A 25365-nucleotide genomic window follows, 5' to 3' on the forward strand; every position below is an offset into this window, starting at 1 on the left:
TGAGGCATAGCCCCACGCCGGAGACCGCCATGCCCCCGTTGCACGACCTGTCCGCCGTCGAACTGCTGGCCTTGTACCGCTCGCACCAGCTTTCCCCCGTCGAGTACCTCGAACACCTGATCGCTCATATCGACCGCTGGGAGCCGCAGCTCTGCGCGCTCTACGCCTTCGATCCGCAGCGAGCGATGGAGCAGGCGCGGCGCTCCGAGGCACGCTGGATTCGCTGCGCGCCCTGCGGCGAACTCGATGGCGTGCCGGTGACCATCAAGGAACTGATCGCCACCCGTGGCGACCCGATTCCCCAGGGCAGTGCTGCCACCCTGCTGCAACCTTCCACCGGCGACGCACCGCCTGCTGCGCGGATGTTCGAGGCTGGCGCGATCCTGCTGGGCAAGACCACGGTGCCGGACTTCGGCATGCTGTCCTCCGGGCTCTCCAGCTTCCACGAACTGGCGCGCAACCCCTGGGACCTGCGCATGAATCCCGGCGGCTCCAGCGCCGGTGCCGCGTCGGCCGCCGCGGCCGGCTACGGGCCGCTGCACATCGGCACCGACATCGGCGGCTCGGTACGTCTGCCGGCGGGCTGGTGCGGTCTGGTCGGCTTCAAGCCGAGCTTCGGGCGCATTCCGATCGACCCTTACTACACCGGGCGCTGCGCCGGCCCCATGACCCGCACGCTGGATGACGCGGCGCTGATGATGAAACACCTCGCCCGCCCGGACTGGCGCGACGCCACGTCACTGCCGCCGACGGACCTGGACTGGCACATCGAACCGCTGGATGTGCAGGGCCTGCGCATCGGCCTGCAGCTCGACCCTGGCTGCGGTCTGCAGCCGGACGCGGAAGTCCGTGCCGCCGTCGAGGCGGTTGCACGGCGCTTCGCCAACGCCGGCGCGGAGGTCGTCGAGGTCCAGCCGATCCTCGACCGCGAGCTGCTCGATGGTCTCGACAAATTCTGGCGCGCGCGGCTGTGGGCCGAGCTGGAGAACCTGCCTCGGGAGCGCCAGGCCAAGGTGTTGCCCTACATCTACCAGTGGGCCGAGGGTGGCGCCTCGGTCAGCGGCGCCGACGCCGTGCGCGGCTACAACCGCACTTTCGACATGCGTCGACGGGCCGCCGAGCAATTCCACGAAGTAGACTTCCTGCTCTCGCCGACCAACCAGGTCGCCGCCTTCCCGGCCGAATGGGCCTCGCCCACCAACGACCCGGCCCTGCCCTTCGAGCACATCGGCTTTACCGTGCCATGGAACATGTCCGAGCAACCGGCACTCTCAATCAACTGCGGCTTCACCAGCGCCGGCATGCCCATCGGCCTGCAGATCGTCGGCCCGCGCTTCGCCGACATCGAGGTGCTGCGCCTGGGCAAGACCTACGAACACTGGCGCGGCCCCGTCAGCCGCTGGCCGCAGCCGCCGGGAGTCAACTAGGCTCAAAGCCACCGCCGACCACAAGGAACCGATCGCGCGCCCATGCAGTATTCCGCCTACATCGCCCATTTCCTGGTGGTCATCCAGCTGCTGGGGATCATCGCCGCCGTCCATGCGGTACTCAGCGTGCGTACCGCGCAGGGCGCCATTGCCTGGGCGACTTCCCTGGTGTTCATGCCGCTGCTGACCCTGGTGCCCTACCTGGTGTTCGGTCGCAGCCGCTTCGACGCCTACATCGGCGCACGCCGGCAGGCCAACGAGGAAATGCACGTGGCCGCCGCCGAGCTGGACTGGCGCCCCTGGGTGGAGGAAGCCCTCGCCGCCCGCCAGTACCACGCCTACAAGTCGCTCAAGGCCATGGTCGGGCTGGCGCGCATGCCGACGCTGGCCAACAACAAGGTGCGCCTGCTGGTGAACGGCAAGACCTCTTTCGACGCGATGTTCGAGGCGATCTCCAGCGCGCAGAAAGTGATCCTCGTGCAGTTCTTCATCATCCGCGACGACGCCCTCGGCCAGCGCCTTGCGCAACTGCTGCTGGAGCGCGCGGCGAATGGCGTTGACGTGTTCCTGCTGTATGACGGCATCGGCAGCCATGCCTTGTCCCGCCGCTACATCGAGCGCCTGCGCCAGGGCGGCGTGCAGGTGCATGCCTTCAGCACCGGCAGCGGGATGATCAACCGCTTCCAGGTGAACTTCCGCAACCACCGCAAGATCGTGGTGGTCGACGGCGTGCGTGGCTTCGTCGGTGGGCATAACGTCGGCGTCGAGTACCTGGGCGAGAAGCCACCGCTGGCGCCCTGGCGCGATACCCACATCGAACTGCACGGCCCGGCGGTGGCGTGCCTGCAGGAGTGCTTTGCCGAGGACTGGTTCTGGGCCACCCACGCGCTGCCGACGCTGATCCTGCCCGATGGCTACGACGACGCCGGGATGCTCTGCCAGGTGGTGGCCAGCGGCCCGGCAGACACCCAGGAGACCTGCTCGCTGTTCTTCGTCGAATCGATCAACGCGGCGGTGGAGCGGGTGTGGATCACCACGCCTTACTTCGTGCCGGATGAAGCCGTCGCCGCCGCGCTGCGCCTGGCGGTGCTGCGCGGCGTGGACGTGCGCATCCTGTTGCCCTCGCGGCCCGACCACAAGACGGTCTACGCCGCGTCCAGCCTCTACGCGCTGGAGGCCGTGCGCGCGGGTGTGCGGGTGTTCCGCTACCAGCCGGGGTTCCTGCACCAGAAGGTGATCCTCATCGACCACGACAGCGCCGCGGTGGGCAGCGCCAACCTGGACAACCGCTCGTTCCGCCTGAACTTCGAGATCATGGTGATCACCGTCGGCGAAGGCTTCGCCCGCGACGTGGAGAACATGCTGGAAGAGGATTTCGCGCAGTCGGTGGAGATGACCCTGGACGACCGCAGACGCGTGCACCGACTGCAGCAACTGGGGATGCGGGTGGCGCGGCTGGTGTCGCCGATTCTCTGAAGCTTTGGGTGAGGCGATGTTCGCGAGCAAGCTCGCTCCTACGAAGAGCGGATCGCGCCTCCCACTGTAGGAGCGAGCTTGCTCGCGAACGCTTTCCCCGCACAAAGGAAAACGCCCGGCTCACTCTCGTGAACCGGGCGTTTCTTTCTCTAGCGCGAGGTCATCAGGCTGGCGCGGAGGAGCGGATCAGGTGGTCGAAGGCGGAGAGCGACGCCTTGGCGCCTTCGCCGACCGCGATCACGATCTGCTTGTACGGTACGGTGGTCACGTCACCGGCGGCGAAGATGCCCGGCAGCGAAGTCTCGCCGCGAGCGTCGACGATGATCTCGCCACGCGGGGTCAGCTCGATGGTGCCCTTGAGCCATTCGCTGTTGGGCAGCAGGCCGATCTGCACGAAGATGCCTTCCAGGTCGATGGACTTGAACTCTTCCGAGTTGCGGTCCTTGTAGACCAGGCCGGTGACCTTCTGGCCATCGCCTTTCACTTCGCTGGTCAGCGCGCTGGTGATCACGTCCACGTTCGGCAGGCTGAACAGCTTGCGTTGCAGCACGGCATCGGCGCGCAGCTTGCTGTCGAACTCCAGCAGGGTCACGTGGGAGACGATACCGGCCAGGTCGATGGCCGCTTCGACGCCGGAGTTACCGCCGCCGATCACCGCCACGCGCTTGCCCTTGAACAGCGGGCCATCGCAGTGCGGGCAGAAGCACACACCCTTGGCCTTGTACTCTTTCTCGCCCGGCACACCCATTTCACGCCAGCGGGCGCCGGTGGCCAGGATCACGGACTTGGCCTTCAGGCTGCCGCCACCCTCGAACTGCACTTCGTGCAGGCCGCCGGCGCTCTTCGCCGGAATCAGCGCACTGGCGCGCTGCAGGTTCATGATGTCGACGTCGTAGTGCTTGACGTGCTCTTCCAGCTGGCGCGCCAGTTTCGGGCCTTCGGTCTCGGTCACCGAGATGAAGTTCTCGATGGCCATGGTGTCCAGCACCTGGCCGCCGAAACGCTCGGCAGCAACGCCAGTGCGGATGCCCTTGCGCGCGGCGTAGATGGCAGCCGCAGCGCCGGCCGGGCCACCGCCGACGACCAGCACGTCGAACTCTTCTTTCGCCGACAGCTTCTCGGCTTCGCGGGCAGCGGCGCCGGTGTCGATCTTGGCGAGGATTTCTTCCACGCCCATGCGGCCCTGGCCGAACACTTCACCGTTGAGGTAGATGCTCGGGACAGCCATCACCTGGCGGCGCTCGACTTCCTCCTGGAACAGCGCGCCGTCGATGGCGACGTGGCGGATGTTCGGGTTGAGCACGGCCATCAGGTTTAGCGCCTGCACCACGTCGGGGCAGTTCTGGCAGGACAGCGAGAAGTAGGTTTCGAACTCGAACGAACCCTGAATGCCCTTGATCTGCTCGATCACGTGCGCGTCGAGCTTGGACGGGTGGCCGCCGACCTGCAGCAGCGCCAGCACCAGGGAGGTGAATTCGTGGCCCATGGGGATGCCGGCGAAAGCCAGGCCGATGTTCGCCCCCGGGCGATTCAGCGCGAAGGAAGGCTTGCGAGCGTCGCTGCCATCTTCACGCAGGGTGATCTTGTCGGTCAGGCCGACGATTTCGTGCAGCAGTTCGCTCATCTCGCGGGATTTGTCGCTGTCATCGAGGGACGCGACGATCTCGAACGGCTGCTGAACCTTTTCCAGGTAAGCCTTCAACTGGGTTTTAAGAGTGGCGTCCAACATGATCCAGATCCTCGAAATTTGAGCAAAGGGGTTCCCCGGCGAGCCCTCGGGCCCACCCTACGCACGCTTTTGGCTTTAGGTAGGGAGGATGCCGGTAGGCATCCTCGGGGTGTTGCAAAACGGTGGGGGAAGCCGTCGGGCGAGCGCCCGGAGGTTGCGCGGCGGGAGCCACCGCGCAACCGCTTCCCGGCCGTTCTTAGATCTTGCCGACCAGGTCCAGGGAAGGAGCCAGGGTCTTCTCGCCTTCTTTCCACTTGGCCGGGCAGACTTCGCCCGGGTGAGCGGCGGTGTACTGGGCAGCTTTCAGCTTGCGCAGGGTTTCGCCGACGTCACGAGCGATCTCGTTGGAGTGGATTTCGACGGTCTTGATCACGCCTTCCGGGTTGATCACGAAGGTGCCGCGCAGGGCCAGGCCTTCTTCCGGGATGTGCACGCCGAAAGCGTTGGTCAGCTGGTGGGTCGGGTCGCCGATCAGCGGGAACTGAGCCTTGCCAACAGCCGGGGAGGTTTCGTGCCACACCTTGTGGGAGAAGTGGGTGTCGGTGGTCACGATGTAAACCTCGGTACCAGCGTCACGGAACGCCGCGTAGTTGTTGGCGGCGTCTTCGATCTCGGTCGGGCAGTTGAAGGTGAAGGCTGCCGGCATGAAGATCAGTACCGACCACTTGCCCTTCAGGGACTGCTCGGTGACTTCGATGAACTTGCCATTGTGGAAAGCGTTGACCTTGAACGGTTGGACTTGGGTGTTGATCAGGTTCATTAGGCAATTCCTCGTAGAGAGTTGTCGTTTAATCGAGTGGGTCGATCGTTAGAAATTCGACAGGTAGAAGATTATCGTCTGATGACAGAAAAGGCCCATTGATTTAGGGCATTAGGAATATTGAGTCTTTCTATGAGGGTGCTTATAGAAGGAAGAAGTTTCCTATCAAGCGAAACGGCGCATCCTACCGCTGGATGCTTGCTTCGAGGGCTCTGCCTGGCGGCCTCAAGCCCTTCCCCCCTGAGTCCGGCGGCTGGCACCGGTCCTGACACCTTGGCGCGAAAGCCACGGGAGGGCAACGGCGGATGCGACGTACGGTCCTCTGCCCCCTCTCCCAGCCTTCGCCTTTTTGCCCTGCCCGCCTACGAGCCTATGCTTGTGCGTGAGGGCTGCTGCCGGGGGGCTCTCGCGTATCCGGACAGCCTTCGCGAAGCGCTACGCCGCACGCCTGACGACGAGGACTCCCGATGATCCAGTTCCTGCTCGGCGACGAAGCCATCCAGGTCGACGGCCTGGCACCCGAGACCAGCCTGCTCGACTACCTGCGCATCCACCGCGCGCGCACCGGCACCAAGGAGGGCTGCGCCTCGGGCGACTGCGGCGCCTGCACCGTGGTGCTCGCCGAACCCGAGGGCGAAACCCTGCGCTACCGCGCAGTGAACGCCTGCATCACGTTGCTGGGAGCGGTCCACGGGCGCCAGGTGCTGACCGTGGAGAACCTCGGCGAACCCGGCGCGCTGCACCCGGTGCAGCAGGCGATGGTGGACTGCCATGGGTCGCAGTGCGGCTTCTGCACGCCAGGCATCGTCATGTCGCTGTTCGCCTGGCACCACTCGCCGCCGCCGCACAACCGCGAGACGGCGCTGACCGCGCTGTCCGGCAACCTGTGCCGCTGCACCGGCTACCGGCCGATCCTCGATGCTGCCACACAGATCGCCGGGCAGCCCTGTCACGACCTTTTCGAGCAGAACACCGCCCTCACCGTTGCCCGCCTACGGCAGATATCCACAGCCGGCGCCCTGCGCGAAGGCGAGGCGCAGGCCTGGTTACCCGCCTCGCTGGATGAGCTGGACGCCCTCCTGCAAAGCCAGCCGACTGCCCGACTGATCGCCGGCGGCACCGACCTGGCGCTGGAAGCCACGCAGAATCTTAAGACCTTCCCGGCGCTGATCCACCTTGATCGGGTGAGCGAATTGCAGCGCCTGGAAGCCCACCCCGACCACCTGCTGATCGGCGCTGCACGGACCTATGCCGACTGCCTCGAAGCACTGCAGGAATTCCCCGGCCTCGCCGCCCTGCTGGAGCGCCTTGGCTCGCTGCAGATCCGCCAGCGCGGCACCCTGGGCGGCAATATCGCCAACGCCTCGCCCATCGGCGACATGCCCCCGCTGCTACTGGCACTGGACGCCCGGTTGCGTCTGCGCAGGGCGGGGAGCATGCGTGAAGTCTCCATCGACGGGTTCTTCACCGGGTACCGCAAGACAATCCTGCTGCCCGGCGAATACATCGAAACGGTGCTGATCCCGCGCTTGCGCAGCAATCAGCGGTTCCGCGTCGACAAGGTATCCAAGCGGCGTGACGACGACATCTCCGCCGTCTGCCTGGCCCTGCGACTGGACCTGGACGACACCGGCATCGTCACCGACGCACGCCTCGCCTGCGGCGGCATGGCCGCTACGCCTTTGCGCGGCGCACAGAGCGAAGCGGCCTTGCGTGGCAGACGTTTCGACGCCGCTGCCGTGACCGCCGCACAAGCGGCGATCCCGCAGGATTTCCAGCCCATCGACGACCTGCGCGCCAGCGCCGCCTATCGCCTGAAGGTGGCGCAGAACCTGTTGCAGCGCGCACTACTGGAGTGGTCCGACAATGCTGCGGAGGTGCGCCATGCGTAGCCTGCCACCGCTGGCCAGCAATGGCGTCACGGTCGCCACCCACAGCGCGGGCAAGCCCCGCGAGCACGATAGCGCCGCGCTGCACGTAAGCGGCGCTGCACGCTACGTGGATGACCTGAAGGAGCCACGCGACCTGCTGCATGCCGCTGTCGGGCTGACTGAAATCGCCTGTGGCGCCGTGCGCTCGCTCGACCTCGACGCCGTGCGCAGCGCGCCCGGCGTGGTGGCCGTGCTGACCCTGGACGACGCGCCCGGTCACACCGACATCGGCCCGGTGTTCCCCGGCGACCCGCTGCTGGCTGGCGAGCGGGTGAAGTACCACGGCCAGGCGCTGTTCGCCGTCGCCGCCGAAAGCCTGATCCAGGCGCGCCGCGCGGTGCGCCTGGCGAAGGTTGAATACGCGCAGGAAGACCCGCTGATTGATCCGTTGAAGGCCAAGGCCGAGGAACGCTTCGTACGCCCACCACACCACATGCGCCGGGGCGATGCGCAGGCTGCACTGGAGGGCGCTCCGCACGTGCTGGAGGCGCGCCAGTTCATCGGCGGCCAGGAGCACTTCTACCTCGAAGGCCAGGCCTCGCTCGCCCTGCCCGGCGATGACGGCGGCATGCTGGTGCACACCTCCAGCCAGCACCCCAGCGAAGTGCAGAAGCTGGTGGCCGAAGTACTGGCGATTCCGCTGGCCAAGGTCACCGTGGAAGTGCGCCGCATGGGCGGCGGTTTCGGTGGCAAGGAGACCCAGGCCGCGCCCTTCGCCTGCCTCGCCGCGCTGCTCGCGCACAAGACCGGTCGCGCAGTGAAGCTGCGCCTGCCGCGCGCTGACGACATGCGCCTGACCGGCAAGCGCCATCCCTTCCACAACCGCTACCGCATCGGCTTCGACGGCGAGGGCCGACTGCTCGCGGCGCAGCTCGAAGTGGTGGGCGACTGCGGGCATTCGCCGGACCTCTCCGACGCCATCGTCGACCGCGCGATGTTCCATGCCGACAACGCTTACTTCATCCCCGACGTGGCCATCTCCGGCTACCGCAGCTTCACCAACATCGTCTCGCACACCGCCTTCCGCGGCTTCGGCGGGCCCCAGGGGATGATGATCATCGAGCGCGCCATGGACGACATCGCCCGCGCGGTGGGCAAGGACCCGCTGGAGGTGCGCAAGCTGAACCTCTACGGCGGCTTACTTTCAAGTGAGAAAGGGCGCGAGCTGACGCCCTACCACCAGAAGGTAGAGCACAACCTGCTGGGCGAACTGATCGCGCGGCTGGAGCAGAGCAGCGGCTACGCCACGCGTCGTTCGGCGATCCACGAGTTCAACGCGCAGAGCCCGGTGCTGAAAAAGGGCCTGGCGTTGACGCCGGTAAAGTTCGGCATTTCCTTCACCGCGCAGCACCTGAATCAGGCCGGCGCGCTGATCCACCTCTACACCGACGGCAGCATCCAGTTGAACCACGGCGGCACCGAGATGGGCCAGGGCCTGAACACCAAGGTTGCGCAGATCGTCGCCGAGGAATTCCAGGTGCCGCTGGAGCGCGTGGTGATTACCGCCACGCGCACCGACAAGGTACCCAACACCTCGCCCACCGCAGCTTCCAGTGGTACCGACCTGAACGGCATGGCTGCCCGCGATGCCGCGCGCACGCTGAAGAAGCGCCTCATCGACTTCCTCGCCGAACGCGATGGCGTGAAACCGCAGGAGGTTCGCTTCGAGCACGGCGGCGTGAGCGTCGGGGCGCAGCATCTGGGTTTCACCGAAGTCGTCCAGGCCGCCTACTTCGCGCGTATCCAACTCTCCGCCACCGGTTTCTATCGCACGCCGAAGATCTTCTATGACCGCGAGAAGAGCCAGGGCCACCCGTTCTTCTACTTTGCCTATGGCGCGGCGGTATCCGAGGTGGAAGTCGACACGCTGACGGGCGAATACCGCGTGCTTCGCGTGGACATCCTCCACGACGTCGGCCGCAGCGTGAACCCGGCGATCGACATTGGCCAGATCGAAGGCGGCTTCGTCCAGGGCATGGGCTGGCTGACCACCGAGGAGTTGCGCTGGGACGACTCGGGCAAGCTGCTCACCGTGGGACCGGCCACCTACAAGATCCCGGCGGTGAGCGACGCGCCGGAAGACTTTCGCGTGGCGCTGTTCGAGCGGCCCAACGAGGAGGACAGCGTGTACCTGTCCAAGGCGGTGGGCGAACCGCCGTTCATGCTGGCGATCTCGGTGTGGTCGGCGCTGCGCGACGCCATCGCCAGCCTCGCGGACTACCGGCTGAGCCCCGACCTGGATACGCCGGCGACGCCGGAGCGGGTACTCTGGGCCTGTGAGGCGATGCGTTGCGCAGGGCAAGAGCGCCCTCACCCTGACCCTCTCCCGCAAGCGGGAGAGGGGACCGATCGGCGCGACGCTCCTCCGGGTCTTCAGCCGGCAGTTGCGCTGTCCGTGAAAAGACCATCCTCCTATCCTGCACCGAACCGCCCCCTCTCCCTTCGGAGCGGGGCGCGCAGCCAGGGCTGGGGAGAGGGTGAACAGCCAGCAGAGGAGTTCAAGCCATGACCTGGATGGACGCCATCGCCCGCCTGCGCGACAGCGCTGAAAGCTACGTGCTGATCACCGTGGTCGGCGTGCAGGGCTCCACGCCCCGCGAGTCCGGCAGCAAGATGCTGGTGACCGCCGGGGAAACCTTCGACACCATCGGCGGCGGCCACCTGGAATTCGCCGCCATCGAGCACGCCCGCCAGCTATTACTAGCCGGCAAGGACAGCCAGGCGCTGGAACACTTCCCGCTCGGCGCGCGACTGGGCCAATGCTGCGGCGGCCGCGCCAGCCTGCTGTTCGAATGCTTCGCCGCACGCGGGCCGCAGGTCGTGCTGTTCGGTGCCGGCCATGTGGGCCGTGCGCTCGCGCCACTGCTGGCGGGGCTGCCGCTGCGCCTGGAATGGGTGGACAGTCGTGCGGCCCAGTTCCCCCAGTCCGTTCCCGAAGGTGTACGCATGCGTTTGCTGGAAGAGCCGGAAGACGCGGTGCACGAGGCATCGCCGGGCAGCTACTTCCTGGTCATGACCCACAACCACCCGCAGGACTACGCCATCGCCGAAGCGGTGCTCAAGCGCGGCGACGCCGGCTTCCTCGGCATGATCGGCTCGCGCACCAAGGCCCGGCGCTTCCAGATGCGGCTGGAACAGCACGGTTATCCACAGGAGGTGATCGAGCAAATGCATTGCCCCATCGGCCTGTCCGAAGTGCCCGGCAAACGCCCGCTGGAAGTGGCCATCTCGGTCGCCGCCCAGGTCATCGCCCGCTATCACCAGGACGCCCCTGCCCGACAGACGCGCGAAGGAGTGGAATGGGCCGAGCTGTGTGGTGAAGGCTCGTGCAGCGACGCACCAGCAGACATAAAAAACTGACCGATTGGACAACAGTTTTTCCTACCCCCGCCGATACACTCAACGACCCCGTCTCTTCGCCCGCCTCTGTCGGGCGTTTCGTTGTGCGTTCGGAGGAAAACAAGAAAATGCGCCTGCGAAGTATCCAGACCCAACTCATCCTCAGCATGGGCGCTGCCCTGCTCATCAGCCTGCTCATCGTCCTCGGCCTGTATGCCGTGCTGGTCAATCGCCTGAGCGAGCGCTACCTGCTCGAACAGGCGCTGCCGGCGAGCATCCAGGCGATTGCCAACGACTTCGAGAAGCGCCTCACCGGCCCCATCACCGCGGCGGCAGGCATCGCCGACAACACCCTGGTGCAGGACTGGCTGGCAGCCGGCGAGAGCCCGGAGAAACTGGCCGAATTCACCCGCTATCTGAGCGGTATCCGTGCCTCCCAGAAGGCCTTCTCCGCGCTGATCACCTCCAACGCCAGCGGCGCCTACTACAGCGACAAGGGCAAGGAACGCACGCTGAGCCGCAGCGAGCCGAAGGACAGCTGGTACTTCCAGTTCATCGACAGCGGCAAGCCGCGCATGTGGAACATCGACACCGACGGCAGCACCGGCGAACTGGCGCTGTTCATCGACCAGCGCGTGGAAAAGGGCGGCAAGCTGCTGGGCATCGCAGGGCTGGGCCTGGAAATGCGCGAGCTGTCGACGCTGATCCGCGACTTCCGCTTCGGCCAGTCCGGCCGCGTGTACCTGGTGAAGAACGACGGCCAGGTGCAGATCCACCCCGATGCCTCGCTGCCCAAGGGGCGCAACCTTGGCGACCTGATCGGTGCCAGCGCCGCCGGCGCGCTGCTCGGCCAGCAAGGCTTCCACAGCGCGCGTTTCGAGCGCGACGGCGAGGACTACCTGGCCGCCAGCCTGCCGCTGCATGACCTGGGCTGGACCCTGGTGAGTGAAGTCCCGGAAGCGGAAATCTACGCCGACGCCCGCGAGGCACTGGCCTTCTCCGGCCTCGCCGGGACTGTGGTCGCCCTGCTCTGCCTGGCGCTGGTCGTATTGATGGCGCGCAGCCTGGCCAGGCCGATCCGCCAGGTCACCGGTGCGCTGCTGGAAATCGGCGGCGGCGGCGGCGACCTCACCCGCCGCCTGGACGACAGCCGCGCGGATGAACTGGGCGACCTCGCCCGTGGCTTCAACCGCTTCCTCGAAGGCCAGCGCGCACTGATCGGCGCCGTGCTCGGCACCAGCCAGCAATTGCTGCGCACCGTAGGCGAGGTAGCGCAGGTGGTGGACAACACCGCCGAGCGTGCCGGCCGCCAGCAGGAAATGACCGACATGGTCGCCACGGCGGTGAACGAGATGGGCAGCACGGTGCAGGAAATCGCCCGCAACGCCGAACAGGCCGCGAGTGCCTCGCAGCAGGCCCGCGAGGAAGCCGGCGAAGCACGCCGCGTGGTGGGCGGTTCGCTGCAGGTCGGTCAGCGCATGTCCGGGGAGATCGGCGAGGCCGCTGGCGCCGTGGGCGAGCTGGCCGGACAGGTGGCGAGCATCGACCAGGTGCTGGCGGTAATCCGTGGCGTCTCGGAGCAGACCAATCTGCTCGCGCTCAACGCGGCCATCGAAGCAGCGCGCGCCGGTGAACTGGGTCGCGGCTTCGCCGTGGTCGCCGATGAGGTGCGCACGCTGGCCAGCCGCACCCAGGGCTCGACCGACGAAATCCTCACCATCATCCAGCGCCTGAAGGGCGGCGCGGAGGCAGCGGTGCGCTCGATGCAATCCAGCCAGCAGACCACCGGGCAGAGCCTGGCTGCCAGCGAACAGGCCGGCGCCTCGCTGGGCGCTATCGCCGATCAGGTGGAGCGCATCAGCGACATCAACCACCAGGTCGCCACGGCCACCGAAGAGCAGTCGGCGGTAACCGAGGAGATCAACCGCAACGTGCAGGGCATCGCCGACCTGGCCCACGCCACCACGCGCGAAGTGCAGCATGGCCGCGAGCAATGCCGCGCGTTGCGCACCCTGGCCGATGACCTGGCGCGGCAGATGGCGCAGTTCCGACTTTGAACGGCTCTAGCGCCGGGCTTGCGCCGGCGCCTTTTCCCCAATGTTATCCACAGATTTTCCAAGCGAAACGGCAGGCTTTCCGCCATGGCCGGTGGCTGATCACGGCCGATCAGCGCACGAAGTGTCTCGTCAGCGAGACACCTTTCCCACACGTTGCGCACAGATTGTCCAGAAACTTACCCACAACCCTCCGGGCGCAACCCGCACAACCGATGAAAATCCCAAGCCCAGGCCCAGCAAGCCCTGCATCAATCCGATGAATAACTCACCGAATGGTCAGAAGGCGCACTTGACGATGTTCAGGTGAAATTTCACCCACATCTTTTCCACAGCTTGTTCATATTTTGCTCAACAGGCTGGCGTCCGATTGATCAGAAAATGAGCGAGGCGCTGCAAGCAGCGGACGGCGGGGCCAGGAGCGCTCCGGCCACAGGTTATCCACAGGCGGTTCCACGGCAATTGGGGAGAAGAATCAGGCGTCCAGCAACTGCGCCTGGGTACGACCACGGCTGAGGTCGTTGAGCAGCTTCTGCAAGGGCTCGACCTGAGTAGTCGGCAGGTTCAGCGTCATGCGCACGCCTTGCGCACCGAAGGCTTCGTCTTCGATGCTGGCGCCAAGTGCCAGCACCCGCGCCTTGAACAGCGCGTGCTCGGCGAAACTGCAGTCGAAAGCCAGTCGGCTGCTGGGCACCAGTTCGATGCGCTCGGCGTCCTGCAGGCATTTCGCCGCGCAGCCACCGTAAGCGCGGGCCAGGCCGCCAGTGCCGAGTTTGATGCCACCGAACCAACGGCTGACCACGACCACGACGCGGTCCATGTCCTGCCCCTCGATGGCGACCAGCATGGGCCGGCCGGCCGTGCCGCCGGGCTCGCCGTCGTCGCTGAAACGGTACTGGTTGCCCAGCTTCCAGGCCCAGCAGTTGTGCCCGGCGCTGGGGTCACGGTGCCTAGCGAGGAAGGCCTGGGCCTCGGCTTCGCTGGCAATCGGGGCGGCGACGCAGTGGAAGCGGCTCTTGCGGATGTCTTCCTCGTAAACCGCAGGTCCGGCGAGGGTGAAACTCATGCCGAGGCCGGTGGCGGCGTCAGCCCGCAACCCTTGAGGATGATGCGGATGAGATTGTCGCTGGCGTCGCTGAAATCCTGCTTGGACAGGCGTTTGCGGCCGGTGACGAAGCCGATCTGGGTGGCGAAGTCGGCGTAGTGCTGGGTACTGCTCCAGATCAGGAAGATCAGGTTCACCGGGTCCACCGCATCCATCTTGCCGGCGTCGATCCAGGCCTGGAACACCGCGGCACGGCCGGAGAACCAGGTGCGGTAGTCTTGGCTGAAATGCTCGGAGAGGCATTCGCCGCCGCTGATGATCTCCATGGCGAACACTCGCGAGGCCTGCGGGTAACGACGGGAGAACTCCATCTTGGCGCGGATATAGGTCGCCAGGGCAGCGGCCGGATCATCGTCCACGGTGAGGTGGTTGAAGGTGCTGTCCCACAGTTCGAGGATGTTGCTCAGCACCGCCACGTACAGCCCCAGCTTGTTGCTGAAGTAGTAGTGCAGGTTGGCCTTGGGCAGGCCAACGCGCTGAGCGATGGTGTTCATGCTGGTGCCCTTGAAACCGTGGCGGGCGAACTCCTCCTCGGCGGCGGCGAGGATGGCTTCCTCGTTCTTCTGGCGAATACGGCCGGCGGGCTTTTCGCCGTTGGGCGCAGTGTGGGCGGGTACCTGGAGGGTCATGCGGGTTGTCCGTGCATTGAGCGGGGGCGCTGCATGGATAACCCAGGCGGGTGGCGGGATTCAAGCACAAGGCATGAAAAAGGGCGGGAACCGGTGCCAGCCTGGCAACCGATCCCCGCCGGCAAGCGGCCCTGCCCCGGCGAGCGCCGGGGAAGCCCCTTACTTGGTGGTACCCGTGGTACCGGACGAGCTGTGGTGGCCACCACCACCATGGTTGCCGATGGCAGCACCCACCGCGACGATCGCGGCACCGATGCCGACAGCTGCGCCCACGGACATATTGCCGTACAGCGGGCGACTCAGCCCCAGGCCTGCACAACCATCCGGAACCGGAACGATGGCCGCACCATCACGGTTCTCCTCCTCGTTTCCTGCGGTGTTGCGTGCCTGCTGCGATTGCTCGTCAGACTTGCCGCCACCCCACAGCGGGGCGCACTCCGTGGTTGCGACCACAGCCTTGTGCTCCTTCTCGGGCTCCTGCGGCGCGGCCGGCTGGGACCGGACTACTACGTCCTGGTAGAAGCCACCGGCATGCGTTTCTTTGTGAACCCTGGTGGGCGGAATGCCGTCCTGCGCCACAGGCGCAGCCAGCAACGGCGCACTGACGCTCACGGCGATTGCCACGATCAACAATCTTTTCATTGCTCGAATCTCCATGGTGAAGCAAGGAGAGGCAACGCTAGAGGCACGGGCGCCCGCGACCAATTGGCCGGGGCCGGGATAGAGCGTGGGCAATTTCCGAATTTTGTGAAAGCAAAGGGACTGGAGCGAGGAAGGGGGCAGTGCCTGAGACAACGACCCCGCCGGGCGGCGGGGTCGTCAAGAGCGTCAGAAGTGGTACTTGACCAGCGCGCTGACGGTGTTCTGGTCGGTGGTGAAGTACTGCGAATCCTTGATGCCGTACTTGTCGGACCAGTAGTCGTACTCGATACCCACGTACAGGTGCTTGGCCTCGTAGCCCAGGGATTTGCCCAGGTCGTACTTGAGCTGCGGGTTGAAGTGCAGGTTGGCGTGGTAGTCCGACTGGTTGCGGTGGCTGGAGCTGGCGTCCTTGTTGTTCACGACCCAGTCCATGAAGCCGTCGAACAGGATATCGGAGTTGCCCACCGGGATGGTGATGGCCCAGGCCGGGGTGATCTGCCAGGCGCCGGACGGCACGCGGTTGCCATCGGGCTTGCGGTAGTAGAAGTTCAGCTGGAAGTAATCGAAGCCCGGCAGTGCCAGGTCGAAGCCCGGACCGACCAGGTAGGACTCGACGTCGCCCTCGCCGAATTCGTAGGTGGTGGCCAGCAGCACATCCTTGACCGGGCCGAAGGACAGGTCGGTGCCGGTGATCTTGCCGAACGACAGGCGCGGGCTGAACTCACCGTAGTAGGTGTTCTTGCCGTTGGTGGCGCTTTCCTTGCCGTTGTAGTTGATCTGGTCGACGAAGAACCAGATGTCGCCCCAGGTCCAGGCGCTCGCGCTCTCGAAGGTGAAGGTCTGCTGGATCGGCGGGTCTACCTTGAAGTTCTTGCCCCACAGGTAGGACAGGCTTTCGTTGTGCCAGATCAGCGGGCCATCGTTGACGGCCTTGGCCGGCTCCAGGTCTTCACCGCCAGCCATGGCCTGCCCGGCCGCGAGCAGCCCGCCGGCGAGCAGCAGGGATGCGAGAGTGCGAGTCATGCGTTGCTCCTAATCAGTGCAGTCGTGTTGCGTTTTTAATTGTCGGTGGAACCTGTCCGGTCGGTCAGGCCTGGCGAGGAAAAGCAAGATTGGCGCCAATCCTGACCAGATGTTCCACTTTTATGACGAACCCCTTCGGATTCGCTCCTTTGGCAGAGAAGACGCAGGTGCACGGGCCGGGCCATTTCCTGACTCACAGGACAACTTCGCCTGTTTAGAGGGCGTCGGCCCCAGCAGGAAGCACCGCAATGGCGATTGCCAACCAGAAGATTGGATACATGACAAACCTGTGTTGAAACGAATCAACACAAATTGTGTATACAACTCCCTTGTGGGAAATCTACACAACAGCCGTCGGAATACACCACGCGTTTTTCCGGGCGCGGATAATGCCAGACAAGGGCATTTACCACACCTGCCAGAGTGCCTCGGACCGCCGGGCGGTCGAGCTTCCGGACGTTTCCGTCAGCGCTGCAACAAAAGTCGATTCCACCGCGAGCGCCTCTGCTCCGGCTTGAGACAAGCGGGGCGGCCTGCCAGACTTTGCCAACCAGCGATACTCTTCCAAGATATGCCGATGAAAGGACAAGCTCCCGAACTGCAACGCCTGATCCCGGTGCTAGAGCGCCTGCCGCGGCCGGTCTATGCGCGGGCCGAACGGCTGCGCGCGGGCTCCTGGACCAGCCGGCATCATCACGCCTGGGTGCAACTGTCCTATGCCATCACCGGCGTACTGGGTGTGCACACCGCTGAGGGCAGCTTCTTCGCGCCGCCGCAGCGGGCCATCTGGATTCCGGCCTTCCTCGATCATGAAGTGGTGACCTCGACCCAGGCGGAAATGCGCAGCCTGTACATCCGCGACGACGCCTGCCGCTGGGCGCCGGACCGCTGCCGGGTGCTGGAGGTGACGCCGCTGGCGCGCGAGCTGATCAAGAGCTTCTGCGAGCTGCCGGTGGATTATCCACAGGGCGACAGCGCTGAATCGCGGCTGGTGGAAGTGCTGCTGGACCAGCTGCGCGACCTGCCGGAAGTCGCCTTCTCCCTGCCGATGCCGCAGGAGGGCCGGCTGCTGCAGTTATGCCAGACGCTGATCGACCACCCGACCGACAGCCACACTCTGGGTGACTGGGCGCAGCGCATCGGCACCTCGGAGAAGACCCTGTCGCGGCTGTTCCAGCGCGAGACCGGGATGACCTTCCGCCTGTGGCGACAGCGCCAGCGCCTGCTTGCCTCGCTCGGCTCACTGGAGGCCGGCGACAGCGTGACCGCGGCGGCGCTGGATTGCGGGTACGACTCCACCTCGGCGTATATCGCGTCGTTCAAGGGGTTGTTCGGGTTTACGCCCGGCGATCTGTTCCGGCAGCGGTAGACCGTGCCGGTGGGTACCGATCGCGGACGGAGTCCGCTCCTACCCAAAGCCCACCCCCGCGTAGGAGCGGACTCCGTCCGCGATGGGTTGGCTCCCGCGCCGCAGCGTCTTGTGTAGGAGCGAGCTTGCTCGCGAACCGCCCAACCTCGTGCCGCCGGGAAATTCGTTCGCGAGCAAGCTCGCTCCTACAGATACATGCATCGGCGGATTTCCGCTCAAGACCCGCGCCAATCGGCGCCGCTTCGCCTGCCATCACCCGACAGAAAACCACTGAAACCCTTCTGCCACGCGGCTTTCGAGCCTTGGCACGCTGCCTGCTATCGCCCTCGACACTGCGCCGCCCTCGCGGCGCGCCGGCGTGACGTTTTCGAGTAGTCCGCACGCCTGACGACAACAACGACAAGAGGAATACCCATGGATAGCGCAAGCGCCGTCTCCGCTTCTGCCGCACCCCGCACGACTTCCCAGCGCATCAAGTCGATCTTCAGTGGCTCGGTCGGCAACCTGGTCGAGTGGTACGACTGGTACGTCTACGCCGCCTTCTCGCTGTACTTCGCCAAGGCGTTCTTCCCCCAGGGCGACATGACCGCCCAGTTGCTGAACACCGCCGCGATCTTCGCCGTGGGCTTCCTGATGCGCCCGATCGGCGGCTGGCTGATGGGTATCTATGCCGACCGCAAGGGCCGCAAGGCGGCGCTGCTGGCCTCGGTCCTGCTGATGTGCTTCGGCTCGCTGATCATCGCCCTGACCCCCAGCTATGAAACCATCGGCGTCGGCGCCCCGATCCTGCTGGTGCTCGCGCGCCTGCTGCAGGGCCTGTCGGTCGGCGGCGAATACGGCACGTCCGCGACCTACCTGAGCGAGATGGCCAACAAGGAGCAGCGCGGCTTCTTCTCCAGTTTCCAGTACGTGACCCTGATCTCCGGCCAGCTCATTGCCCTGGCGGTGCTGATCGTCCTGCAACAGACGCTGAGCGTCGAGCAGCTGGAAAGCTGGGGCTGGCGTATTCCGTTCTTCATCGGCGCGCTGTGCGCGGTCGTCGCCATGTTCCTGCGTCGCGGCATGGAAGAGACCGAGTCCTTCAGCACCAAGAAGGAAGAGCCCAAGGAAAGCCTGATGCGCTCGCTGATGCGCCATCCCAAGGAAGTGCTCACCGTGGTCGGCCTGACCATGGGCGGTACCCTGGCCTTCTACACCTACACCACGTACATGCAGAAGTACCTGGTGAACACCGTGGGCATGAGCAAGAACGACTCGACCATGATCTCGGCGGCCACGCTGTTCCTGTTCATGCTGCTGCAGCCGATCGTCGGCGCGCTCTCGGACAAGATCGGCCGTCGCCCGATCCTGATCGCCTTCGGCGTGCTGGGCACCGTGTTCACCTACCCGATCCTCAGCACCCTGCACACCATCGACACCTGGTGGGGCGCGTTCTTCCTGATCATGGCCGCGCTGGTCATCGTCAGCGGCTACACCTCGATCAACGCCGTGGTGAAGGCCGAGCTGTTCCCCACCGAGATCCGCGCCCTGGGCGTGGGCCTGCCGTACGCACTGACCGTGTCCATCTTCGGCGGCACCGCCGAGTACGTGGCGTTGTGGTTCAAGAGCATCGGCATGGAGAGCGGCTTCTACTGGTACGTCACCGCGTGCATCGCCTGCTCGCTGCTGGTCTACGTGACCATGAAGGACACCCAGAAACACTCGAAGATCACCACCGACTGATTGGGCTCCTTGCCCAGGCCCCGGCGCACACTCTCCGGGGCTTTTTATCCACAAGGCCCGGCTCATGCCGGGCCTTGTCGTTTCTGCGGTGACGCGCGACGCTGCGCTATCCTCGCCAGCGTCACGGTCGCATAGCCAATCCCATGAGCCCTTCCCCCTTTCCCGTCGGAGCGTTGAGCGCGCGCTCTCTGCGCGGCGCCCTCAGCGGGCCGTTCGATCTCGACCTGGAACCCGGCCACTGCACGGTGCTCAGCGGCCCTTCGGGGGTCGGCAAGAGCCTGCTGCTGCGCCTGCTCGCCGACCTCGACCCGAACCAGGGCGCGGTCAGCCTCGGCGGGGTGAACCGCGAGAGCCAGCCGGCCCATGTCTGGAGACGCTGGGTGACCTACGTGCCGGCCGAATCCGGCTGGTGGGAAGACGACGTTGCCGCGCACTTCTCCGACCTCGACGGCGCCCGCCGGCTGCTCCCGCAGCTCAATCTCGACCCGGCGCGGCTGCAGGCGCAGGTCGCGCACCTGTCCACCGGCGAACGGCAGCGCCTGGCCCTGCTGCGCGCCCTGGTGCAACGCCCGCATTTCCTGCTGCTGGACGAGCCCACCGCCGCACTGGACCCGGACAATCGCGAGCAAGTCGAGCGCCTGCTGCTGGCGGCCAAGGCACAGGGCATGGGCCTGCTGGTGGTGACCCACGATGCCGAGCAGGCGCGGCGCCTCGGCGAGCGGCAGCTGCACCTGGACCTCAACGGACTGACGGAGCTGCGCCCATGACGCCGCTACAATTGAGCGTGCCGGAACTGGCCCTGGCGGCGTTGCTGATCGTCGCGGCGGCGGCGCTGTCTTGGGCGCTCCGCCTGGGCCTGCAACGCACGCTGCTGATCTCCGCCGCGCGCCTGGTGGTGCAACTGGTGCTGGTGGGATTCTTCCTACGCCAGGTGTTCGCACTGTCCTCGCCCTGGCTGACGGCGCTGGTAATCGCCGTGATGCTTGGCGCTGCGACCTTCGAAGTCGGCTCGCGGCAGCGCCGGCGACTGACCGGCCTCTGGCACCTGGGCATCGGCGGCAGCGCGGTCGGCATCGCCACCCTGGGCATCGCCCTGTTTGCCCTGGCCGGCAGCCTGCGGCCAACCCCTTGGTATGACGCGCGCCACGCGATTCCGCTGGTGGGCATCATCCTTGGCACGGCGATGAATGCGGCCAGCCTGGCGCTGAACCAGGTATTCGCCAGCGTCACCCGCGAGCGGGCAGCCATTGAAGCGCGCCTGGCCTTGGGCGCGGACCGCCATACCGCGCTCAGCGGGCTGATCCGCCGCGCGCTCTACACCGGGCTGATTCCCACGCTGAACCAGATGGCCGCCGCCGGCATCATCACCCTGCCGGGCATCATGACCGGCCAGATCCTCGCCGGCATGGACCCACTGGATGCCGCGCGCTACCAGATCCTGCTGATGTTCCTGCTCGCTGGCGCCGGCTTCATCGCCGCGCTGGGCGCGGTGTACCTGTCGCTGTGGCGGCTGACCGACCCGCGCGAGCGCCTGCGCCTGGATCGTCTGCATGCCGACGATTGAGCGACGCTGGCGTATGCTGAGCACCTTTCCCCGCCACAGGAGCCAGCCATGACCACCCCGAAATCCGCCCTGATCATCGGCGCCTCGCGCGGCCTCGGCCTGGGCCTGGTGCGCGAGCTGCTGGACCGTGGCTGGGACGTCACCGCCACCGTGCGCGACGTCGTCCATCTCGGCGAGCTGGCCAACCTGCCGGTGCGCGTCGAAGCCCTGCTGCTGGACGACATCCACTCCCAGGACCGCCTCGCCGAAGCCCTGGCCGGCGCGCACTTCGACCTCGTCTACATCAACGCCGGCATCTACGGCCCGCCGCACCAGTCGGCCATCGACGCCAGCCTTGCCGACGTCGGCCAATTGTTCATGGTCAATGCCATCGCCCCGCTGCGTCTGGCCGAACGCCTGCTGCCGCGGCTGAACGCGGACAACGGCGTGCTGGCCTTCATGACCTCCGAACTGGGCAGTGTCGCCGGCAACGAGTCCGGCGGCATGGCGCTGTACCGCGCGAGCAAGGCGGCGCTCAATTCGCTGACCCGCAGCTTCGTCGCCGAGCTGGGCGAAACCGGCATCACCGTGCTCAACCTGCACCCGGGCTGGGTGCGCACCGACATGGGCGGCGAATCCGCGCCGCTGGACGTGCAGACCAGCGTGAAGGGCCTTGCCGAGCAGATCGAAGGCCACGCCGGTCGTGGCGGGCAGTTCTACCTGGATTACCAGGGAACGACGATCGACTGGTGACGATCCGCCTCGTGGGCGTTACCATGCGCCCACGCCTGACTCCGAAGTCAGCGAACCTGGATCAGCAGACAGGGTGAACACTGAGCTGGCTTCCCATGAACCCATGGAGCCGGCTCGAACGAACGGCTCCGTCCGTTTGGAGAATTCATCCATGTCTTCCCCGCGTCTCTGGCTGCGCAACCCGCTGGCCATCTTCACCGCTAACGATCAGGACGCCCGTGGCGGCATCGTCGTCCAGGACGGTCGCATCGTCGAACTGGTCGCTGCCGGCCAGCAGCCCTCGACTCCCGTCCAGCAGACTTTCGACGCCAGCCAGCACGTGCTGACGCCCGGCCTGATCAACACCCACCACCACTTCTACCAGACCCTCACCCGCGCCTGGGCGCCAGTGGTGAACCAGCCGCTGTTCCCCTGGCTGAAGACCCTCTATCCGGTGTGGGCACGCCTGACGCCCGAGCAACTGGGCGTGGCCACCAAGGTGGCGCTGGCCGAGCTGCTGCTCTCGGGCTGCACCACCGCTGCCGACCACCACTACCTGTTCCCCGACGGCCTCGAGCAGGCCATCGACGTACAGGCCGGCGTGGTCCAGGAGCTGGGCATGCGCGCCATGCTCACCCGCGGCTCGATGAGCCTGGGCGAGGCCGATGGCGGCCTGCCGCCGCAACAGACCGTGCAGAGCGCCGAGGACATTCTCGACGACAGCCAGCGCCTGATCCGCGAGTATCACCAGCGCGGCGAAGGCGCCCAGGTGCAGATCGCCCTGGCGCCTTGCTCGCCGTTCTCGGTCACCCCGGAAATCATGCGCGCCAGCGCCGAACTGGCCGAGCGCGAGGACGTGCGCCTGCACACCCACCTGGCCGAAACCCTCGACGAAGAAGACTTCTGCCTGCAGCGTTTCGGCCAGCGCACCGTGGATTACCTGGACAGCGTCGGCTGGCTCGGCCCGCGCACCTGGCTGGCTCACGGCATCCACTTCAACGACGAGGAAATCCGCCGCCTGGGCGAAGCCGGCACCGGCGTCTGCCACTGCCCCAGCTCGAACATGCGCCTGGCCTCGGGCATCTGCCCGACCGTGGCGCTGGAAGCCGCCGGCGCGCCGGTGGGCATCGGCGTGGACGGCTCGGCCTCCAATGACGCCTCCAACATGATCCTCGAAGCCCGCCAGGCCCTGTACATCCAACGCCTGCGCTACGGCGCCGAACAGATCACCCCGGAACGTGCGCTGGGCTGGGCCACACGAGGTTCGGCGAAGCTCATCGGCCGCAGCGACATCGGTGAGCTGGCCGTGGGCAAGCAGGCCGACCTGGCCCTGTTCAAGCTTGACGAACTGCGCTTCTCCGGCAGCCACGACCCGCTGTCGGCCCTGCTGCTGTGCGGCGCCGACAAGGCTGACCGGATCATGATCGGCGGCACCTGGCGCGTGGTGGATGGTGAGGTGGAAGGCCTCGACCTCAAGCGCCTGATCGCCGACCACACCCAGGCGGCGCGCAAGCTGCTCGGGACGCTGTAAGCGTCAGCCGTCGTAGGAGCGAGCTTGCTCGCGAACGAATTTCCCGGCGGCACCGAGGTTGGGCGGTTCGCGAGCAAGCTCGCTCCTACACCAGAGACGGTGGTGCGGGGTTCAGCCCACGCGAGGGTGGGCTTTGGGTAGGAGCGGACTCCGTCCGCGATGTGCAACCGGCTTGCTCGGAGCGGCCGGAAATCGATCGCGGATGAATCCGCTCCTACGCACACCTCGACACCTGCAGGAGCGGGCCACCTGCGCAATCGCGCTCATGGCCACCAAACATCCAGCACCCCTTGCCGAACATTTTTCTCCACAGCCGGAGTGGCTCCGGATGCCATTCCAGCCGGCACGTTTTGTCATCGAAAAATCGCTACAGCCCGCGTCACACAAGGCCTGCGAGCTACCGCCCGTCGCCCTCCGAACAGCGACGATGAACGGCCATTCAGCGAAAACCCCTCTAGATCAAGGGTCTATCCCCGGTGACGGGAATATGCCGTCAGTTTGACATCACCGAGCGGCACTCTAGTTTTAAATCGCTGGGCCGAATTCCTGCTCAAGACGTTGTCAGCAGCCGTTTGGCCCGGTTACCGGCGCCCGGCAATGGAGTGCACTTCATGCGCGATTCACAGTTGAACCCCCAGGCGGTTCAAGGAACCGGCCACGATTGGCCGCGGCGCCTCATCATTCAGTCCCTGCCCTGGGCAGTGGTCGCCGTGCTCTGCGCGGTCGGCGTGCCGTTCTGGTGGATGCTGCCGGTAGGCTGGCTCTCCAGCCTGGTATTGAGCAGCCTGCTGTGCGGCGCCAGCAAGACCACCGTCGATGCCAAGGCGACCACCCTGCACAACGACGATCTGCCGCACTGGCACCCATTGCAGGAAGCCGTGGAAAGCCACCTGGCCCAGCTCAACGGCCATACCCACCAGATCGACAACATCCTGCACCAGGCCATCCGCCAACTGACCGACAGCTTCCACGCCCTCGCCGATCGCGTGGACACCCAGCGTGGCCTGTCCCACTCGCTGATCGAGCGTTACGACGGCCGTGGCCACATGGACGGCGACATCGACTTCCAACGCTTCATCCACGCCACCCAGGAAACCCTCGGGCTGTTCGTCGAAGCCACCCTGGAGACCAGCCGCACCTCGCAGCAACTGGTGCAGCGTATGGACCGCGTGACCCACAAGATCGCCGAGATCCTGCAGTCCACCCAGGACATGGATGCCATCGCCAAGCAGACCAACCTGCTGGCCCTCAACGCCGCCATCGAGGCCGCCCGCGCCGGCGAAAGCGGCCGAGGTTTCGCGGTGGTGGCCGACGAGGTGCGCGCGCTGTCGACCCGCTCCACGCACTTCTCCCAGGCCATCCGCGAACACGTCGACGTGGTCTACCACGAGATCAAGGATGCCGAAGGCGCCATCAGCCAACTGGCCGACAAGGACATGACCTTCGCCCTGGATTCGCGGCAGAAGATCCAGCACATGCTCGATGACCTCGACGCCATGAACCAGCACACCGTGAAGGTGGTACAGGAGCTGGACCGCATCTCCCTGGAAGTGGGCGACGGCGTCAACGCCGCGGTCACCGCCCTGCAGTTCCAGGACATGAGCAGCCAGCTGCTCGGCCAGATCGGCAAGCATAGCGCCCGTCTCGGCGCCCTCGCCGTCGGCCTGGGCGCGCTGGATGGCCGCGAGCCCGGCGAGTGGGGCGAGCGCCTGCGCGGCGAAGTCGCTGAACTCGGCCGCCCCCTGAGCAACCCGGTCGCCCAGACCAGCCTCAGCGCTGGCGAGGTCGAACTGTTCTGAACTGAAGGCAAGGCAGGAGTCCCGACATGCTGCAGTCCGTCTTCGCCCGCTTTAACGAACACTGGCTGGCCAATCTCGCCCTCATCGGCTGAGCCCCACACACCATTTCCGCGCGCCGGGATGGCGCGAGTTTCTGTGCGCCTGGCGACAACAAACGCATTGCAATCCGAGGAGAACCAACGCAATGGGAAAGCAGATTCTGATCGTCGATGACTCGGCCTCGATCCGGCAGATGCTGAGCTTCACGCTCAAGTCCGCCGGCTACGAAGTGGACGAGGCCGTGGACGGCAAGGACGGCCTGGGCAAGGCCCAGCGCAAGACCTACAACCTGGTCTTCACCGACCAGAACATGCCCAACATGGACGGCCTGACACTGATCCGCAGCCTGCGCGACATGGCCGGCTACCGTGGCACGCCGATCCTCATGCTCACCACCGAATCCAGCGATGCCATGAAACAGCAGGGCAAGAGCGCGGGCGCCACCGGCTGGCTGGTCAAGCCGTTCGACCCGCCGAAACTGCTGGAAGTGACCCGCAAGGTCCTGCCCTAGGGGA

Annotated in this window: 20 protein-coding genes and 1 pseudogene; 15 read left to right on the top strand and 6 right to left on the bottom strand. The window is 66.0% G+C overall.

Going from position 1 to position 25365, the window contains the following annotated elements; all coding sequences use genetic code 11:
• Nucleotides 1-29 precede the first annotated feature (29 nt).
• Both ACNFH5_RS02215 and cls read left to right on the top strand, forming a co-directional pair.
• Nucleotides 30-1427, top strand: coding sequence for an amidase (locus ACNFH5_RS02215; protein ID WP_416743894.1), 1398 nt, complete (start codon nucleotides 30-32; stop codon nucleotides 1425-1427).
• A gap of 42 nt (nucleotides 1428-1469) precedes the next feature.
• Nucleotides 1470-2903, top strand: a complete 1434-nt coding sequence (gene cls / locus ACNFH5_RS02220) for a cardiolipin synthase (protein ID WP_416743895.1) — start codon at nucleotides 1470-1472, stop codon at nucleotides 2901-2903.
• 163 nt (nucleotides 2904-3066) lie between these two features.
• On the opposite strand, the gene ahpF is transcribed toward cls, so the two are convergent.
• A complete protein-coding gene (gene ahpF / locus ACNFH5_RS02225) occupies nucleotides 3067-4632 on the bottom strand; it encodes an alkyl hydroperoxide reductase subunit F (protein ID WP_416743897.1) in 1566 nt (521 codons plus the stop codon).
• 196 nt (nucleotides 4633-4828) lie between these two features.
• On the bottom strand, nucleotides 4829-5392 hold the full coding sequence (ahpC, locus tag ACNFH5_RS02230) for an alkyl hydroperoxide reductase subunit C (RefSeq protein ID WP_037016170.1): 564 nt from the start codon (nucleotides 5390-5392) through the stop codon (nucleotides 4829-4831).
• A 467-nt stretch (nucleotides 5393-5859) separates the two neighbouring features.
• On the opposite strand from ahpC, the gene xdhA reads away from it, so the two are divergent.
• From xdhA to ACNFH5_RS02255, 5 genes and pseudogenes are all read left to right on the top strand, one after another.
• Nucleotides 5860-7284 carry a xanthine dehydrogenase small subunit gene (gene xdhA / locus ACNFH5_RS02235; protein ID WP_416743899.1) on the top strand — a complete coding sequence of 475 codons (1425 nt, stop codon included), beginning with the start codon at nucleotides 5860-5862 and terminating at the stop codon, nucleotides 7282-7284.
• Complete coding sequence (gene xdhB / locus ACNFH5_RS02240; RefSeq protein ID WP_416743900.1) at nucleotides 7277-9832, top strand: xanthine dehydrogenase molybdopterin binding subunit; 2556 nt, start codon at nucleotides 7277-7279, stop codon at nucleotides 9830-9832. The genes xdhA and xdhB overlap by 8 nt, the downstream gene beginning before the upstream one ends.
• Nucleotides 9829-10683 (top strand): xanthine dehydrogenase accessory protein XdhC, encoded by an 855-nt coding sequence (xdhC, locus tag ACNFH5_RS02245; protein ID WP_416743901.1) that lies wholly within the window; start codon nucleotides 9829-9831, stop codon nucleotides 10681-10683. The genes xdhB and xdhC overlap by 4 nt, the downstream gene beginning before the upstream one ends.
• A gap of 146 nt (nucleotides 10684-10829) precedes the next feature.
• A pseudogene (locus ACNFH5_RS02250) lies at nucleotides 10830-11852 on the top strand (cache domain-containing protein); the annotation flags it as partial.
• Nucleotides 11853-11990: 138 nt separating this feature from the next.
• Nucleotides 11991-12719, top strand: a complete 729-nt coding sequence (locus ACNFH5_RS02255) for a methyl-accepting chemotaxis protein (RefSeq protein ID WP_416744380.1) — start codon at nucleotides 11991-11993, stop codon at nucleotides 12717-12719.
• 472 nt (nucleotides 12720-13191) lie between these two features.
• Here the strand turns inward: ACNFH5_RS02255 and ACNFH5_RS02260 are convergent, their stop codons facing one another.
• From ACNFH5_RS02260 to ACNFH5_RS02275, 4 genes are all read right to left on the bottom strand, one after another.
• Nucleotides 13192-13782: an IMPACT family protein gene (locus ACNFH5_RS02260; protein ID WP_416743903.1), complete on the bottom strand. Its 591-nt coding sequence runs from the start codon at nucleotides 13780-13782 to the stop codon at nucleotides 13192-13194.
• The gene (locus ACNFH5_RS02265) at nucleotides 13779-14450 is read right to left on the bottom strand and encodes a TetR/AcrR family transcriptional regulator (RefSeq protein WP_017517837.1); all 672 of its coding nucleotides are present in this window, start codon (nucleotides 14448-14450) and stop codon (nucleotides 13779-13781) included. The genes ACNFH5_RS02260 and ACNFH5_RS02265 overlap by 4 nt, the downstream gene beginning before the upstream one ends.
• Before the next feature lie 159 nt (nucleotides 14451-14609).
• Nucleotides 14610-15092 carry a hypothetical protein gene (locus ACNFH5_RS02270; protein ID WP_416743904.1) on the bottom strand — a complete coding sequence of 161 codons (483 nt, stop codon included), beginning with the start codon at nucleotides 15090-15092 and terminating at the stop codon, nucleotides 14610-14612.
• A 186-nt stretch (nucleotides 15093-15278) separates the two neighbouring features.
• On the bottom strand, nucleotides 15279-16115 hold the full coding sequence (locus ACNFH5_RS02275; RefSeq protein ID WP_416743905.1) for an outer membrane protein OmpK: 837 nt from the start codon (nucleotides 16113-16115) through the stop codon (nucleotides 15279-15281).
• Nucleotides 16116-16686: 571 nt separating this feature from the next.
• On the opposite strand from ACNFH5_RS02275, the gene ACNFH5_RS02280 reads away from it, so the two are divergent.
• The 8 genes from ACNFH5_RS02280 (at nucleotide 16687) to ACNFH5_RS02315 (ending at nucleotide 25361) form a co-directional block, all read left to right on the top strand.
• Nucleotides 16687-17484: an AraC family transcriptional regulator gene (locus tag ACNFH5_RS02280; RefSeq protein WP_416743907.1), complete on the top strand. Its 798-nt coding sequence runs from the start codon at nucleotides 16687-16689 to the stop codon at nucleotides 17482-17484.
• A 414-nt stretch (nucleotides 17485-17898) separates the two neighbouring features.
• Nucleotides 17899-19206: an MFS transporter gene (locus tag ACNFH5_RS02285; RefSeq protein WP_416743909.1), complete on the top strand. Its 1308-nt coding sequence runs from the start codon at nucleotides 17899-17901 to the stop codon at nucleotides 19204-19206.
• Nucleotides 19207-19379: 173 nt separating this feature from the next.
• Nucleotides 19380-19973, top strand: a complete 594-nt coding sequence (locus ACNFH5_RS02290; protein ID WP_416743910.1) for an ABC transporter ATP-binding protein — start codon at nucleotides 19380-19382, stop codon at nucleotides 19971-19973.
• Complete coding sequence (locus ACNFH5_RS02295; protein ID WP_416743912.1) at nucleotides 19970-20770, top strand: ABC transporter permease; 801 nt, start codon at nucleotides 19970-19972, stop codon at nucleotides 20768-20770. The genes ACNFH5_RS02290 and ACNFH5_RS02295 overlap by 4 nt, the downstream gene beginning before the upstream one ends.
• 48 nt (nucleotides 20771-20818) lie before the next feature.
• Entirely contained in the window at nucleotides 20819-21502 is a 684-nt protein-coding gene (locus ACNFH5_RS02300) for an SDR family oxidoreductase (protein ID WP_416743913.1), read from the top strand.
• Between the two features lie 151 nt (nucleotides 21503-21653).
• Nucleotides 21654-23012, top strand: coding sequence for an 8-oxoguanine deaminase (locus tag ACNFH5_RS02305; RefSeq protein ID WP_416743915.1), 1359 nt, complete (start codon nucleotides 21654-21656; stop codon nucleotides 23010-23012).
• A 1046-nt stretch (nucleotides 23013-24058) separates the two neighbouring features.
• A complete protein-coding gene (locus tag ACNFH5_RS02310; protein ID WP_416744381.1) occupies nucleotides 24059-24811 on the top strand; it encodes a methyl-accepting chemotaxis protein in 753 nt (250 codons plus the stop codon).
• Nucleotides 24812-24995: 184 nt separating this feature from the next.
• Nucleotides 24996-25361, top strand: a complete 366-nt coding sequence (locus ACNFH5_RS02315) for a response regulator (protein ID WP_045213473.1) — start codon at nucleotides 24996-24998, stop codon at nucleotides 25359-25361.
• Nucleotides 25362-25365 lie beyond the last annotated feature (4 nt).

This window comes from Pseudomonas sp. NY15435, from assembly GCF_048068295.1.
Classification (GTDB): Bacteria; Pseudomonadota; Gammaproteobacteria; order Pseudomonadales; family Pseudomonadaceae; genus Pseudomonas.

Excerpts from the sequence above, each read along its gene's own strand:
- ahpF (WP_416743897.1), bottom strand. The coding sequence starts at position 4,632 with ATGTTGGACGCCACTCTTAAAACCCAGTTGAAGGCTTACCTGGAAAAG.
- ACNFH5_RS02300 (WP_416743913.1), top strand. The coding sequence starts at position 20,819 with ATGACCACCCCGAAATCCGCCCTGATCATCGGCGCCTCGCGCGGCCTC.
- ACNFH5_RS02255 (WP_416744380.1), top strand. The coding sequence starts at position 11,991 with ATGGTCGCCACGGCGGTGAACGAGATGGGCAGCACGGTGCAGGAAATC.
- ACNFH5_RS02305 (WP_416743915.1), top strand. The coding sequence starts at position 21,654 with ATGTCTTCCCCGCGTCTCTGGCTGCGCAACCCGCTGGCCATCTTCACC.
- ACNFH5_RS02215 (WP_416743894.1), top strand. The coding sequence starts at position 30 with ATGCCCCCGTTGCACGACCTGTCCGCCGTCGAACTGCTGGCCTTGTAC.
- ACNFH5_RS02265 (WP_017517837.1), bottom strand. The coding sequence starts at position 14,450 with ATGACCCTCCAGGTACCCGCCCACACTGCGCCCAACGGCGAAAAGCCC.
- ACNFH5_RS02275 (WP_416743905.1), bottom strand. The coding sequence starts at position 16,115 with ATGACTCGCACTCTCGCATCCCTGCTGCTCGCCGGCGGGCTGCTCGCG.
- cls (WP_416743895.1), top strand. The coding sequence starts at position 1,470 with ATGCAGTATTCCGCCTACATCGCCCATTTCCTGGTGGTCATCCAGCTG.
- ACNFH5_RS02310 (WP_416744381.1), top strand. The coding sequence starts at position 24,059 with ATGGACGGCGACATCGACTTCCAACGCTTCATCCACGCCACCCAGGAA.
- ACNFH5_RS02260 (WP_416743903.1), bottom strand. The coding sequence starts at position 13,782 with ATGAGTTTCACCCTCGCCGGACCTGCGGTTTACGAGGAAGACATCCGC.
- ACNFH5_RS02285 (WP_416743909.1), top strand. The coding sequence starts at position 17,899 with ATGGATAGCGCAAGCGCCGTCTCCGCTTCTGCCGCACCCCGCACGACT.
- ahpC (WP_037016170.1), bottom strand. The coding sequence starts at position 5,392 with ATGAACCTGATCAACACCCAAGTCCAACCGTTCAAGGTCAACGCTTTC.
- xdhB (WP_416743900.1), top strand. The coding sequence starts at position 7,277 with ATGCGTAGCCTGCCACCGCTGGCCAGCAATGGCGTCACGGTCGCCACC.
- xdhA (WP_416743899.1), top strand. The coding sequence starts at position 5,860 with ATGATCCAGTTCCTGCTCGGCGACGAAGCCATCCAGGTCGACGGCCTG.
- ACNFH5_RS02295 (WP_416743912.1), top strand. The coding sequence starts at position 19,970 with ATGACGCCGCTACAATTGAGCGTGCCGGAACTGGCCCTGGCGGCGTTG.
- xdhC (WP_416743901.1), top strand. The coding sequence starts at position 9,829 with ATGACCTGGATGGACGCCATCGCCCGCCTGCGCGACAGCGCTGAAAGC.
- ACNFH5_RS02280 (WP_416743907.1), top strand. The coding sequence starts at position 16,687 with ATGCCGATGAAAGGACAAGCTCCCGAACTGCAACGCCTGATCCCGGTG.
- ACNFH5_RS02315 (WP_045213473.1), top strand. The coding sequence starts at position 24,996 with ATGGGAAAGCAGATTCTGATCGTCGATGACTCGGCCTCGATCCGGCAG.
- ACNFH5_RS02270 (WP_416743904.1), bottom strand. The coding sequence starts at position 15,092 with ATGAAAAGATTGTTGATCGTGGCAATCGCCGTGAGCGTCAGTGCGCCG.